General features: G+C 64.8%; 12 protein-coding genes. 3 read left to right on the top strand and 9 right to left on the bottom strand.

Annotated elements, in window-relative coordinates; genetic code table 11:
- Window positions 1–76 precede the first annotated feature (76 nt).
- From OXQ33_RS03670 to cyoA, 7 genes are read right to left on the bottom strand one after another with little or no spacing between them, the layout of a single operon-like run.
- Window positions 77–610 carry a response regulator transcription factor gene (locus OXQ33_RS03670; protein ID WP_267433462.1) on the bottom strand — a complete coding sequence of 178 codons (534 nt, stop codon included), beginning with the start codon at window positions 608–610 and terminating at the stop codon, window positions 77–79.
- Window positions 610–1920 (bottom strand): ATP-binding protein, encoded by a 1311-nt coding sequence (locus tag OXQ33_RS03665; RefSeq protein WP_267433332.1) that lies wholly within the window; start codon window positions 1918–1920, stop codon window positions 610–612. The genes OXQ33_RS03670 and OXQ33_RS03665 overlap by 1 nt, the downstream gene beginning before the upstream one ends.
- Window positions 1917–2627, bottom strand: a complete 711-nt coding sequence (locus OXQ33_RS03660) for an SURF1 family protein (RefSeq protein ID WP_267433331.1) — start codon at window positions 2625–2627, stop codon at window positions 1917–1919. Before OXQ33_RS03660 ends, OXQ33_RS03665 begins: the two co-directional genes overlap by 4 nt.
- On the bottom strand, window positions 2627–2992 hold the full coding sequence (gene cyoD, locus OXQ33_RS03655; protein WP_267433461.1) for a cytochrome o ubiquinol oxidase subunit IV: 366 nt from the start codon (window positions 2990–2992) through the stop codon (window positions 2627–2629). The genes OXQ33_RS03660 and cyoD overlap by 1 nt, the downstream gene beginning before the upstream one ends.
- Before the next feature lie 38 nt (window positions 2993–3030).
- Window positions 3031–3669, bottom strand: a complete 639-nt coding sequence (gene cyoC / locus OXQ33_RS03650; RefSeq protein ID WP_007403230.1) for a cytochrome o ubiquinol oxidase subunit III — start codon at window positions 3667–3669, stop codon at window positions 3031–3033.
- Between the two features lie 3 nt (window positions 3670–3672).
- A complete protein-coding gene (cyoB, locus tag OXQ33_RS03645) occupies window positions 3673–5667 on the bottom strand; it encodes a cytochrome o ubiquinol oxidase subunit I (protein WP_267433330.1) in 1995 nt (664 codons plus the stop codon).
- Between the two features lie 11 nt (window positions 5668–5678).
- Entirely contained in the window at window positions 5679–6890 is a 1212-nt protein-coding gene (gene cyoA / locus OXQ33_RS03640; protein WP_267433329.1) for a ubiquinol oxidase subunit II, read from the bottom strand.
- Between the two features lie 170 nt (window positions 6891–7060).
- Between cyoA and OXQ33_RS03635 the strand changes: the two genes are divergently transcribed.
- From OXQ33_RS03635 to OXQ33_RS03625, 3 genes are all read left to right on the top strand, one after another.
- A complete protein-coding gene (locus OXQ33_RS03635) occupies window positions 7061–8395 on the top strand; it encodes an MFS transporter (protein ID WP_267433328.1) in 1335 nt (444 codons plus the stop codon).
- A gap of 118 nt (window positions 8396–8513) precedes the next feature.
- Window positions 8514–8942: a DUF2147 domain-containing protein gene (locus tag OXQ33_RS03630; protein WP_267433327.1), complete on the top strand. Its 429-nt coding sequence runs from the start codon at window positions 8514–8516 to the stop codon at window positions 8940–8942.
- Window positions 8943–9007: 65 nt separating this feature from the next.
- Window positions 9008–9280, top strand: a complete 273-nt coding sequence (locus OXQ33_RS03625) for a DUF1488 family protein (protein WP_267433326.1) — start codon at window positions 9008–9010, stop codon at window positions 9278–9280.
- A gap of 15 nt (window positions 9281–9295) precedes the next feature.
- Here the strand turns inward: OXQ33_RS03625 and OXQ33_RS03620 are convergent, their stop codons facing one another.
- Both OXQ33_RS03620 and OXQ33_RS03615 read right to left on the bottom strand, forming a co-directional pair.
- Window positions 9296–11344, bottom strand: a complete 2049-nt coding sequence (locus OXQ33_RS03620) for an ATP-binding protein (RefSeq protein WP_267433325.1) — start codon at window positions 11342–11344, stop codon at window positions 9296–9298.
- 63 nt (window positions 11345–11407) lie between these two features.
- Complete coding sequence (locus OXQ33_RS03615; protein ID WP_267433324.1) at window positions 11408–13213, bottom strand: glycoside hydrolase family 15 protein; 1806 nt, start codon at window positions 13211–13213, stop codon at window positions 11408–11410.
- Between the last annotated feature and the right edge of the window lie 74 nt (window positions 13214–13287).

Below are 13287 nucleotides of genomic sequence, written 5' to 3'. Positions count from 1 at the left end.
CTGTAAGGGGAGGTGGCAGGCCGGAGGCCTGACGGAGGGGTATCCCGCTCGATGAGCCGATACCCCTCCACCTGCCCTATGGAACGTGGCGCTTCTCCAGCTTCCGGGCCAGCGTCCGGCGGTGCATGCCCAGCCGACGCGCGGTTTCGGAAATATTGAAGTTGGTTTCGGCCAGAGTCTCGTTGATCCGCTCCCATTCCAGCGTCTTGATCGAACTGGGCCGGTCGGTGATCGCGGTCGTCGTATCGCCACCTGCCTTGTGGAAGGCGGCTTCGATATCGTCGGTGTTGGACGGCTTGGCGAGATAATGGCACGCGCCGAGCTTGATCGCCTCGACCGCCGTCGCGATGCTGGCAAAACCGGTCAGCACGACGATCAGCATCTCCGGGTCGTGCGCATGGAGCGTCTGGACGCAGGCGAGCCCCGACGCCTGACCGAGCTTCAGGTCGACCACCGCATAGCGCGGCGTCGTCTCCGACAGGACCCCGACCAGCGCATCCGGCCCATGCGCCACCCACACACGATAGCCCCGCCGCTCGAAGGAGCGTTGCAGCGTGCGCGCGAAGGTCTCGTCATCCTCGACGATTACCAGGGACCGTTCCTCGTCCATCATGCCTCCCGATCCGATAAGCCGATCATGCTCAGAGGTAGTGTCAGGGTGACGACCGCGCCACCCTCCGGCCGATTGGCGGCCTCCACCCGTCCGCCCAGCTTGCGCACTACGCTGGAGACCAGGAACAGGCCGACGCCGTGCCCCTCCCCCTTGGTCGATTGCTGCGGACGGCCGACCTGCGACAGGGTGGAAGTGGTGAAGCCCGGCCCCCGATCGGTGACCCGGACGGCGACCGCCCCGCCCTCGCGCGTGACCGACAGCCCGACCCAGTGCGGCGACGCCTCCGCCGCATTGTCGAGCACGTTCCACACCGCCTGCTTGATCGCGGGATCGGACACGATCGCCGCGTCATCGTCGGTCCGCTGATAATCGAGCGCTACCTGGGCATGGCTTTGCCGCCACTCGCCGACGATCGTGTCGATGAAGCGCCCGACCTCGGACAGCTCCGCCGCCTCACCGCGCGGCTCTCCGGCGGACTGAAGGATGCGGGTGACGATGGCCTTGCAGCGCTGGACCTCGGCCTGCATCTCGGCGATCTCGCCCATGAGTTCGGCGTCGTCGCGAAGCTTGGGCACCCGCCGCCAATCGCTCAGGATCACCGACAGGCTGGCCAGCGGCGTGCCCAGTTCATGCGCCGCGCCCGAGGCGAGCAGGCCCATGCGGACGATATGCTCCTCCTCCGACGCCTGCTCGCGCAGATCGGCCAGCCGCGCCGCGCTCTGGCGGAGATTGTGGCTGATGCGGGTGACGAACAGGATCAGGAGGCCCGCGACGATCGCGAAGCTCAACCAATTGCCCAGCGTATGCAGCCCGGCGATGTCGCCGAACAGCCATGGCGGAAATGCCAGCGGCCGATGGTGGAGCGACAACAGGCCGAAGCAGACGCCGGTGATCCCCGCCAGCGCCCAGGCGGACCAAGTCTCCAGCAGGACCGCGCCCAACACCACCTGGATGAGATAGAGCGAGATGAACGGGTTGGTCGCGCCACCCGCCAGGAACAGCTGAAGCGTCAACGTGCCGACATCGAACATCAGTGCGAAGAGCAGCTCGGTGTTGGTGATCCGATGGAAGCGCAGGCGGAAATGGCTGAGCAGATTGATCGCCACCGCCATGCCGAGCACGCCCATCATGGCCACCACGGGAAGCTGAACGCCCATGACCCGGTTGACGAACAGGATCGTCACCAACTGTCCCGCCACCGCCATCCAGCGAAGGTGGATCAACTGGCGCATATTCGCCGTCCCCGCCGTCGCATCCGCTTCGCGCGGGCGGATGGTGAACGGCAGGAAAGGCGGGACGCCGGTCACTCGCGGCCCCGCCTCCACAGGATGACCAGCCCGACGACGGTCAGGATCGCCAGCGCGAACCAGGTCAGCGCATAGGACAAATGGCTGTTGCGGAAGGCGACGACCGTCAGCCCGCCGACCGGATAGCCGCCCGGATTGGGCGTGGCGTCGGCGTCGATGAAATACGGAGCGACGGGGCCCAATTGCTTGGCCGCCGCGATCGCCTCAACATCGCGCGAATACCAGCGATCGGCCACCGGATCGTTCGAGCGGAGGAACGCCCCTTTCGGCTCGCTGATCCGGACGAGTCCGGTGACGCGGACCGGTCCAGTCGGGCGGTCATGATCGGCCCGGCGCTCGGCGGGCACGAAACCACGGTTGACTAGGATGGTGAAGCGCGGTCCGACCAGCGGCGTCAGGACCCAATAGCCCGGTCCCTTCTCGGTAACCGCCTGGACGAACGTCTCGCGATCGTTGCGGAAGGTGCCCGTCGCGGTGACCCGGCGATAGACGTCCTCGGGACCGGCGGTCGGGGGAGCCGCGACCGGGGCGGCGTGGAGCCGGGCATCGACCTTGGCGATCAGGTCCAGCTTCCAAACCCGGCGCTGCAACTGCCACACGCCGAGCGACAGGAAAGCCGCGATCAGGGCCAGGCCGATCGCGGTCAGGATCGCCGGCACCAGCGGCGAGCGGCCGCGCCGCTCTCCGCTGACGCCAGCATCGGCCATTACATGCCGCCGCCCAATTGGGCGGCCATGTCCGGCATCATGTTGGTGTTCATGTGATACATGACCCAGATCGATCCGCTCAGCGTGATGACGACCAGGACAGCGGTAAACACCAGCGCCATCATCGTCCAGCCACCCTCCGACTTGGTGTTCATGTGGAGGAAGTAGATCATGTGGACGACGATCTGGACGAAGGCCAGGCCCATGATGACCAAGGCGGTCGTCTGGGTGTCGCCCAGCGCGCCGGTCATGACCGCCCAGAACGGGATGGCCGTCAGGATCACCGACAGCACGAAGCCGATCATGTAACCCTTCATCGAGCCATGGCCATGGGTATCGCCATGCGCGTGGAGATCATGGTCCAGATTGGCGTGGTCGCCATGACCATGGGGAGGATGAGCGCTCAACGGAGAACTCCCAGCAGATAGACAAAGGTGAAGACGCCGATCCAGACGACGTCCAGGAAGTGCCAGAACATCGACAGGCACATCAGGCGACGCTTGTTCGCCTCGATCAGGCCGAAGCGGCCCACCTGCACCATCAGCGTGACCAACCAGATCGAGCCGAAGGTGACGTGCAGGCCGTGCGTGCCGACCAGCGTGAAGAAGGACGACAGGAAGGCCGAACGCTGCGGACCCGCGCCCTCATGGATGAGGTTGGCGAATTCGTAGAGCTCGATCGACAGGAAGGCGAGGCCGAACAGGCCGGTGATGCCCAGCCAGATCAGCGTGTTCGACTTCTGGTTCTTCTCCATCGCGATCATGGCGAAGCCATAAGTGATCGACGATAGCAGCAGCATCGAGGTGTTGAGCGCGACCAGCGGGAGTTCGAAAATCTCCCGCGGGGTCGGCCCGCCCGCATAGCTGGTGCCCAGCACGCCGTAAGTGGCGAACAGGATGGCGAAGATGAGGCAGTCGCTCATCAGGTACATCCAGAAGCCGATGGCGGTCGAGCCACCGGATTCGTGATGATGATCCTCGTCCTCGACCAGATAATAGGTCGGGTTCTTTGCCGGATCGGCGCTCAGAACGTCGGTCGACATGGATCAGGCTCCCTGCCCGAGCAGGCGACGCCGCTCGCTTTCCGTTGCCACGACTTCCTCGACGGGGATGTAGTAATCGCGGTCATAGTTGAACGTGTGCCAGATGGCGACGACGACGACACCGATCAGCGCGATGGCCGCCAGCCACCACATGTACCAGATCATCCCGAAGCCGAAGGCGGTCGACAGACCGGCTATGATGACGCCGGTGCCCGTGTTCTTGGGCATGTGGATCGCGCGATAGCCCTCGATCGGCGCCTCGGCCTTCTTGTCCTTCATGTCGTACCAAGCGTCCAACTCGTGGATGACCGGCGTGAACGCGAAGTTGTAGTCCGGCGGCGGCGACGAGGTCGCCCATTCCAGCGTACGACCGTCCCAGGGATCGCCGGTCACGTCGCGCAGTTCTTCCTTCTTCCAGATCGACACGCCGATCTGGACCAGGAAAGCCCCGATACCGCCCGCGATCATCAACCCGCCCAGCAGGGCGATGACGAAGTAGATTTGCAGCGACGGGTCGTCGAAGTGATGGAGGCGACGCGTCACGCCCATCAGGCCCATGATGTAGAGCGGCGTGAAGGCGACCCAGAAGCCGATGACCCACAGCCAGAACGACACCTTGCCCCAGAACTCGTTGAGCTTGAACCCGAAGGCCTTGGGCCACCAATAGTTGATCGCGGCGAAGGCACCGAACAGCACGCCGCCGATGATCACGTTGTGGAAGTGCGCGATCAGGAACAGCGAGTTATGCAGCACGAAGTCGGCGGGCGGTACGGCCAGCAGAACGCCGGTCATGCCACCGATGGTGAAGGTCAGCATGAACGCGATGGTCCACATCATCGGCAGCTCGAACCGGATGCGCCCCTTGTACATGGTGAACAGCCAGTTGAAGATCTTCGCCCCCGTCGGGATCGAAATCACCATGGTGGTGATGCCGAAGAACGAGTTGACGCTGGCGCCCGAACCCATGGTGAAGAAGTGGTGCAGCCAGACCAAGTACGACAGGATCGTGATGACGATCGTGGCGTAGACCATCGAGGTATAGCCGAACAGCCGCTTGCCCGAGAAGGTCGAGGTCACTTCCGAAAACACGCCGAACAGCGGCAGGATCAGGATGTATACCTCCGGGTGGCCCCAGATCCAGATCAGGTTCACGTACATCATCGGGTTGCCGCCGAGATTGTTCGTGAAGAAGTTGGTGCCGACATAGCGGTCGAGCGACAGCAGGACGAGCGTGGCGGTCAGCACGGGGAAGCTGGCGACGATCAGGACGTTCGCGCACAGCGAGGTCCAGCAGAACACCGGCAGCTTCATCATGGTCATGCCCGGCGCGCGCATCTTGATGATGGTCGCGATCAGGTTGATGCCCGACAGGGTCGTACCGACACCCGCCACCTGCAAGGCCCAGATATAATAGTCGACACCGACATCGGGACTGAAGTCCAGTTCCGACAAGGGCGGGAAGGCCAGCCAGCCGGTCCGCGCGAACTCGCCGATGAACAGCGAGGCCATGACCAGCACGACGCCGCCCGCGGTCATCCAGAAGCTCAAGTTATTGAGATACGGGAAGGACACGTCGCGCGCGCCGATCTGGAGCGGCACGACATAGTTCATCAGTCCGGTGATGATCGGCATCGCCACGAAGAAGATCATGATGACGCCGTGGGCGGTGAACACCTGATCATAGTGGTGCGAGTTCAGGAAGCCCTGGTTATCGCCGAACGCGATCGCCTGCTGCCCGCGCATCATGAGGGCGTCGGCAAAGCCGCGCAGCAGCATCACGATGCCCAGGATCATATACATGATCCCGATGCGCTTGTGATCGACGGTGGTGAACCACTCCTTCCAGAGATAGCCCCACAGCTTGAACTTGGTGATGAGCGCCAGCACCGCGATGCCGCCGACCGCGACACCCAGGAAGGTGCCGACGACGATGGGCTCGTGGATCGGTAGCGACTCGATCGATAGCCGTCCGAAGATGGTCTTTATGATGTTGTCCATGATGGCGTGCCTCAGCCGCGACCCGCACCGGCATGACCGAAGGTCTGCGGGCCGGGGGTCTGCGGGATGGAAAGGAAGGACATGCGGCGGTTCTTCATCTCGCCCGGTTCCTGCGCACCGTTGGAGGGCACAGGCTCCTTGCTCTGATGCGGAGAGGTCTGAATCTCCTCGGGCGACTTTTCCAGCGCGCCCTTGGTCCGCTCGCCATGCATCGGGCCGGTATTGTTGACGGGCGGATTGCCCTCACCGACCTTCATCTTGTGCGGGTCGCCGCCACCGGTCATCCGGTCGTGCATCATCACGTCCGACATGCACGGCGTGTTCTCGGCGACGCAGCGATTGACGACGCGGTCGAACAGGCCGCCCTGCACGCCGTTGAAGTACATGGCGGGCACATACTCGCTGGGCTTTTCGACCGTCAGGAAGGTCGCGCGGGTCAGTTGCCCCTTGCCCTTGTCCTGACCGGCCTGCGAGCCGCGAACCTTCTCGACCCACTGGTCGAAGCCGTTCGACTGGAGCGCATAGACGGGGAAGTTCATCCCCGAGAAGCCCGCGCCGCTATAGTGCGACGACAGCCCCTTGAACGTGCCCTCACGGTTCATCACCGCGTGCAGCTTCGTCTCCATGCCGGGCATGGTGTAGATCATGCCCGCCATCGCCGGGATATAGAAGGCGTTCATCACCGAGGTTCCGGTCAAGCGGAACTCGACCGGACGATCGACCGGCAGCGCCAGTTCGTTGACCGTAGCGATACCCTGCTCGGGATAGATGAACAGCCACTTCCAGTCGAGCGCGACGACCTGCACCTCGAGCGGCTTGACGCCCGTGGCGATCGGCTGGCCCGGTGCGGTCCGCTCGATCGGGCGATACGGGTCGAGCAGATGGGTGCTGGTCCAGGTGACCGCGCCCAGGCAGATGATGATCAGCAGCGGGGCCGACCAGATCACCAGTTCGAGCATGGTCGAGTGATCGAACTCCGGATCATACTCGGCCTCGGTATTGCTCTTGCGATAGCGCCACGCGAACAGCACCGTCAGCGCCATCACCGGAATGATGATGAGCAGCATCAGGGCCGTCGCGATCAGCACCAGATCGCGTTGCTGCACGGCGACGTCACCGGCAGGGTTGAGCACGACCGCGTCGCATCCCCCCAGCATGGCCAGGAGGGGCAAGGCGGCCCAGCGAAGAGGGCGCAGGCGCGCAAGGCTCGACGAATGAGACATATGCCATGGCCGCTACGCCTTTGCTGCACGTGCGCACATTGGACAGTTTGTCCAATCCCCGTGGCCGATCGAAAGGCGCATAGGCACAGGAGAATGGCGGTCATGCGCGGTCTTTTTGCACTGCAACCGACCTGCCTCAATAACTTGGAAGAAGTCAGGACTGGCAGCCGATGAGCGCAGAGTTAACCGCATCGACCTCGACGCCCCTTGAGCGGGACGCGCGATTGGTCAATGCCCGCGATCCGCACCATGTCGCGCCGGGCGATATCGCCATCGGCGTCATCATCGGACGTACGTCGGAGTTCTTCGACTTCTTCGTGTACGCCATCGCCTCGGTGCTGGTGTTCCCGTCGCTGATCTTTCCCTATGTCGACGCGCTGACCGGCACGCTCTATTCGTTCGCGCTGTTCTCGCTGGCGTTCATCGCGCGCCCGATCGGCACCTTCATCTTCATGGCGGTCGACCGCAGCCTGGGCCGCGGGGTCAAGCTGACCATCGCGCTGTTCCTGCTCGGCGGGTCGACGATGGCGATCGCCTTCTTGCCCGGCTATCAGCAGATCGGGACGTCGGCGGCGGTGCTGCTCGGCATCTTCCGCATCATGCAAGGCCTGGCGCTGGGCGGCGCTTGGGATGGCCTCCCCTCGCTCCTGTCGCTGAACGCGCCGGAGCGCCGGCGCGGCTGGTATGCGATGATCCCGCAGCTGGGCGCACCGCTCGGCCTGCTCGTCGCCAACGGCCTGTTCGCCTTCTTCCTGACGACGCTGAGCACCGCCGACTTCCTCGACTGGGGCTGGCGCTATCCCTTCTTCGTCGCCTTCGCGATCAACGTGGTGGCATTGTTCGCGCGTCTTCGCATCGTGGCGACGCCGGAGTTCCAGCGCCTGTTCGAAACCCGTGAGCTTCAGCCCGCACCGGTCGGCGAGACGATGCGCACCGAAGGTCGCACCGTGCTGCTCGGCGCCTTCGCTCCGCTCGCCAGCTTCGCGATGTTCCACATCGTTACCGTGTTCCCGCTGTCCTGGGTCGTGCTGTTCAATCGTGAAAAGCCGCAGGACTTCATGATGATCGAGATCATCGGCAGCATCGTCGGTGTGATTGCGATCCTCGCCTCGGGCAAGATCGCCGACCGCGTGGGTCGTCGCACCCTGCTCGGCGCGTCGGCCGCCGCGATCGCCGCCTATGCCGGTTTCGCGCCGCAGTTGCTGGATCAGGGCGGCACGGGCGAGACGGTCTATATCGTCCTGGGCTTCCTGCTGCTGGGTCTGGCGTTCGGCCAGTCGTCGGGCGTCATCAACTCGGGCTTCTCGCCGCTGCGTCGCTATACGGGCGCGGCGATCACCTCGGACCTCGCATGGCTGCTGGGCGCGGGCTTCGCGCCGCTCGCCGCGCTGCTGCTGTCGAGCAATTTCGGGCTGCTGTCGGTCGGCGTCTATCTGCTCTCGGGCGCCATCGCCACGCTGGCCGCGCTGGGGATCAACAAGGAACTCGCCAAGCGCGCGTCCTGATAAGTCCCTTGGGTCCTGTTTTCGAGGCGGCCGGTGGAGCGATCCACCGGCCGTTTTGCTTTGCCCACTGCGCTCCCTACATTCCCGAAAGAACAGCAAAGATCGGGAGTTGAGCCGAATGAAGAGCAACTGGCGCAAGGCCGCGATGGCCGTCGCGGGTTCGGGGTTCGCGATGGTGGCGGGCGTGGCCGACGCGCGGGTTCCGGCGGGGATCTGGGCCAACCCCTCCAAGACCGTACAGGTTCGCTTCGCCCCCTGCGGACGAGGACGGGATGCGCAACTCATGTGCGGGATCGTCGTCTGGGCGAGCGAGCAGGCCAAGGCCGACGCGGCGCGCGGCGGCACGGATCGCCTGATCGGCACGCAGTTGTTCGCCGATTTTGAGGAAGAGGAACCCGGCCGCTGGGCGGGCACCGTCTTCATCCCGGATATCGGTCGCGAGGTCGAGGGCACGATTACCCAGGTCGACGCGCGCACCCTGGTGGGCGAGGGTTGCCTCTTCGGTCGGCTGGGATGCCGGGAACAGCGCTGGCAGCGCGTCAAATGACGGCAGTCATGGAACCGGAACCCGTCTGCCGCGTCCCGAACGGCAGGCAATAGGGAAGGAACGCCATGGCTGACGATGCACTGACGGTCATCAAGGATACGGTGGAGGACAATGTCTCCGATCGCCAGGTCGAGTTCGTGGGCGAGATGGAGGGCGAGGAATATCAGTTCGCCGTTCAATATGATCTGCTCGAAGCGCTGAGCGGCGATGTGCCCGATGGCGATGCGATCGAGATGTTCGAACGCTACTCGGACGACATTCTCGAAGCGGCGCTGACCGCACTGGGCCGCGACATGGAGCAGTCGCTGGTGGTCGTCAGCGAGAACGATCTCGACTGACGGGTCGCTCCCGGATCAACCGCCGAACAGGCGGTCGATCTGCTGCGCAAGTTCGGCCAGCGTGTAGGGCTTGCGCAGCAGGGCGAAGCCGTGGCTCCCCTCATCGGCGATGACCTGGCTATAGCCGCTGGTCAGAAGGATACGCAGCCTGGGGTGAAGGCGGCTGATGTCATGGGCGAAGTCGATCCCAGACTGACCGGGCATCATCACATCCGAAAATACGAGGTCAAAGCGTTCGGCATCCCGGTTCAGCTCTTCCAGCGCTGCGGCGGCATTTGTCGCGATCACCGTGCGACAGCCGAGCGTCTGTAGTGCCTCCACGGCGAAATGCCCGACCTCGACATTGTCCTCGACCACCAGCACGCAGCATTCGGCGCGCGACGGAGCGCCCAGCAAGGCGGCGTGACTGTCCGCAACCGGCTGGCCCTCGATCTGCGGCAGCAGGAGGGTGAAGGTCGCGCCCTTGCCGGGTGTGCTCGCCACCTGGACATCGCCGCCCGACTGGCGCGCGAAACCGAAAACCTGGCTCAGGCCGAGCCCGGTTCCGGCCCCCAGTTTCTTGGTCGTGAAGAAGGGCTCGAAAATCTGCTCCAGCCGCTCGGGCGGAATGCCTTCGCCGGTGTCGGAGATGGCGATCCGCACCTGCGGCTTGCCGTGCGCGTCCTGCTGCGAGCGGACGGATATGGTCAGCCTCCCCTGCCCCGCCATCGCGTCGCGGGCATTGACCGCCATGTTGACGATCGCGGTGTCGAGCTGGCTGCGGTCGACATGCGCATGGCAGGGTGTCGCGGGCAGATCGATGTCGAGTTGGACGCCGGGGCCCGACAGCGTCGTGATCATGTCGGTCAGGGTGGTGATGCTGGCGCCGACGTCCACGATCTCCGGGGTCAGCGGTTGCCGCCGGGCGAAGGCGAGCAGTTGCGCGGTCAGCTTGGCGGCGCGGTCCGCTGCATCGGCGATCGCGTCCATGTGGCGCTGACGACGCTCTGCCGGGAATTCGGGCCGGCGGATGAGATCGATCGAGCCCCGGATGACGGTCAGCAGATTGTTGAAGTCGTGCGCGACGCTGCCGGTCAGTTGCCCGATCGCCTCCAGCTTCTGCGCCTGACGTAGCTGTTCCTCCGTCGCGCGGAGAGCTTCTTCGGCCATCTTCTGTTGGGTGATATGGCGGCCCACCGCGAAGACTTCGTACGCGCTGGCCGCTCCGACCCAGGCGATCCATTCGTCATGGCCATCGGCGTGGCGCATCCGCAATTCGATACGCGAACTGGCCTCGGTCAGCGAGGTCGCCAGGGCCGCGCGGGCCGCGACGACGTCGTCCGGGTGGATGAAGGTCATGACCGATCGCCCGATCAGGTTGCCGACATCATAGCCCAGGATGGTATGCCACGCCGGATTGATCCGGTGGATGACGCCATCGAAATCGATCACCGCCAACAGGTCGGGCGACACGTCCCACATCCGGTCGCGCTCGGCGGTACGCTCGACGATCCGCTGCTCCAGCGTGACGTTCAGCGCGCGCAGTTCCTCCAGGGCGTAGGACAATTGCATCTGGCTTTCGCGCAGGGCGGCATCGGCATGGACGCGGGCGGTCGTCTCGTTGGTGAAGATGAACAGCCCGGCGACCTTCCCCATGCCGTCCAGCACGCGCGAATAGGAGAAGGTCCAGAAGGTGTGCGCCTCGCCCCGATCGGTGTCGAGCTTCCAGGGCAGATCGACGAAGCGCTGCGTCTGCCCGGCGAGCGCCGCGTCGATGATCGGTCGTGCCTGTTCCAGCGCGTCCGCCCACACCTCATCGAACCGCGCGCCCATCGCCCAGGGCAGGCGCGGTCCGAGCAGCGGAAAATAGGTTTCGTTGAAGAAGAAGTGCAGGTCCGGGCCCCAGGCCAGGATCATCGATTCCGGGGAATTGAGGACCAAGCTGATTGCCACCCGGAACGCCTCCGGCCACTCCTGCGGCGGCCCCAGGGGGTGGCCGGTCCAGTCCCGCGCCAGGATCAGGCGGGTCGCCTCACCCCCTCCCTCCAGAAAGGCAAGCTGCGGATCGAGCGGGAGCGCGTTCATCGTCATGCTGCTAGCAAGTCGAGACCGGGTTCGCCACCATAGTCCGGCAATTCCCGCCCCCCCTTAAAGTTCTTCGCCGGCCAGTGTCGCGGCGGCCTGAATAACCGCCAAATGGGTCAAACCCTGCGGCATGTTGCCCAGATAATGGCCGGTTTTCGGATCGATCATTTCCGCATAGAGCCCGCATCCCCGGCTATCGAGCGCCTCGGTCGCGGCGTCGAACGCCTTTTGCGCCGCCTCCGTCTGTCCCAGCATCGCCCGCGCCTCGATCATCCAGAAGGTGCAGGCAAGGAAGCAGCCTTCCTCCTTCCGCATCCCTGAATAGCGATAATGGAAGGCCCCTTCCGCCAGTTCGCGGTCCAGCGCATCCAGCGTACGCGCCAGCCGATCCTGCCCGTCGAAACGAAACCGCACCGCCAGCGCCAGGCTGGCGTCCAGCGCATCGCTGTCGGGATGCATCAGATAGGCGCCGCGTTTCTCCGACCAGCAATGCTCGCCGATCCATTGCTCGATCCGGTCGCGCTCGCGCGCCCAACGGTCGCGGCAGGTCGTCGGAATCTGCCCCTCATCGGCCAGTTCGACCGCCCGGGCCAGCGCCTGCCAGCAGCTGATCTTCGACATGGTGTAATGGCGCGCCTCGGGCAATTCCCAGATGCCCGCATCCGGCAGCCGCCAGCGATCGGCGCAGCTGTCCGCCAGATGCGACAGCGTCTCGGCACTGGAGGTATCGAGGAAGTTGCCGCACGCGACGAAGCGGCTCGCCGTCTCGAAGATATCGCCATAGATGCCGTGTTGATGCTGGCCGCCCGCCAGATTGCCGACGCGCACCGGGCGGGAATGGCGATAGCCGCTCACCGCGATCTCGCGTTCGGGCGGAACGGGTTGTCCCTCCAGCGTGTAGCAGACCTGCGGATCGCCTTCGCCCAGTCGCTTGAGCAGCCAGGTGAAGGCGGCCTTGGCCTCGCCATGCGCGCCGATGCGCAGGAAGGCCTTGATCGTGTAGCCCGCATCACGGACCCAGGCGTAGCGATAGTCGTAATTCTTCGCGCCCCCGATCCCCTCGGGCAGCGAGGTGGTCGCAGCCGCCGTGATCGCGCCGGTCGGCGAATAGAGCAGCAGCTTGAGCGCCAGCGCATTGCGCAGGATGCGGTCGCGGTGCTTCTCCGGCACCGTGAGGTTCTCCGACCATTGCCGCCATTCGAAGTCGGACAGGTCGATCCGGCTGTCGATCTGCTCGATGTCCTGGCAGACCAGCGGTTCGTCCTCGCCCGCGATGATCGCGATCCGCGCCCGGTCGCCCGGTCCGACCGCAGCGGTGCCCGTCACCAGTCCATCCTCGACATGATCGATCGTCACATGCGAGCAGTGGCGGAAAACACCCAGCACCCGGTCGACATGAAAGACATTGTGGCCGCCGGCGGGCGCGAAATAAGGGCTGACCGTGTCGGCGCGGCGGCTGAAGCGCAAGGTGATGGCGAAGCGGACATGACCGTCCAGCCCCTCCACCCGCCGCGCCAACTCCGCCCAGGGCAGTCGTCCGGCAGGGCCGCTGTTGATCGACTCGACCAGCTTGGCCCGGCCGCTCGCCGTCGTGAAGATCGTCTCCAGTACGTTGCTGCTCGGGCGATAGGTGCGCTCGACGGTAAAGGGCTCGACGGGTGTGATCGAGAAGAGGCCGCCCCGCTCCCCATCGACAAGCCGGTCGAACAGCGGCGCGGAATCCATATTGGGCACGCACCACCAGTCGATCGATCCATCCGCCCCGCTCAGCGCGACGCTGCGCCCGTCCCCCATCGCGGCGTAGTTTTCGAGATCCAGAAACCCGTCGGCGTCGCGGAGCGGATCGGCATGCTGATCGGGCAGGGTCACGTCGGCGCAAGCTCCGCAAATGTCGGGAATGATGCAGGTTAGGTCGTGGAAACTCGTCAGACGCGTTAAATCTC

Origin of the sequence: Sphingomonas sp. GM_Shp_1 (genome assembly GCF_026540895.1) — a bacterium.
GTDB lineage: Bacteria > Pseudomonadota > Alphaproteobacteria > Sphingomonadales > Sphingomonadaceae > Sphingomonas.
This window is presented reverse-complemented; position numbering and strand designations above follow the sequence as displayed.

Coding starts and splice junctions, on each gene's coding strand:
- OXQ33_RS03635 (WP_267433328.1), top strand. CDS start 7,061: ATGAGCGCAGAGTTAACCGCATCGACCTCGACGCCCCTTGAGCGGGAC.
- cyoB (WP_267433330.1), bottom strand. CDS start 5,667: ATGGACAACATCATAAAGACCATCTTCGGACGGCTATCGATCGAGTCG.
- cyoC (WP_007403230.1), bottom strand. CDS start 3,669: ATGTCGACCGACGTTCTGAGCGCCGATCCGGCAAAGAACCCGACCTAT.
- OXQ33_RS03620 (WP_267433325.1), bottom strand. CDS start 11,344: ATGAACGCGCTCCCGCTCGATCCGCAGCTTGCCTTTCTGGAGGGAGGG.
- OXQ33_RS03630 (WP_267433327.1), top strand. CDS start 8,514: ATGAAGAGCAACTGGCGCAAGGCCGCGATGGCCGTCGCGGGTTCGGGG.
- OXQ33_RS03625 (WP_267433326.1), top strand. CDS start 9,008: ATGGCTGACGATGCACTGACGGTCATCAAGGATACGGTGGAGGACAAT.
- OXQ33_RS03660 (WP_267433331.1), bottom strand. CDS start 2,627: ATGGCCGATGCTGGCGTCAGCGGAGAGCGGCGCGGCCGCTCGCCGCTG.
- OXQ33_RS03670 (WP_267433462.1), bottom strand. CDS start 610: ATGGACGAGGAACGGTCCCTGGTAATCGTCGAGGATGACGAGACCTTC.
- cyoA (WP_267433329.1), bottom strand. CDS start 6,890: ATGTCTCATTCGTCGAGCCTTGCGCGCCTGCGCCCTCTTCGCTGGGCC.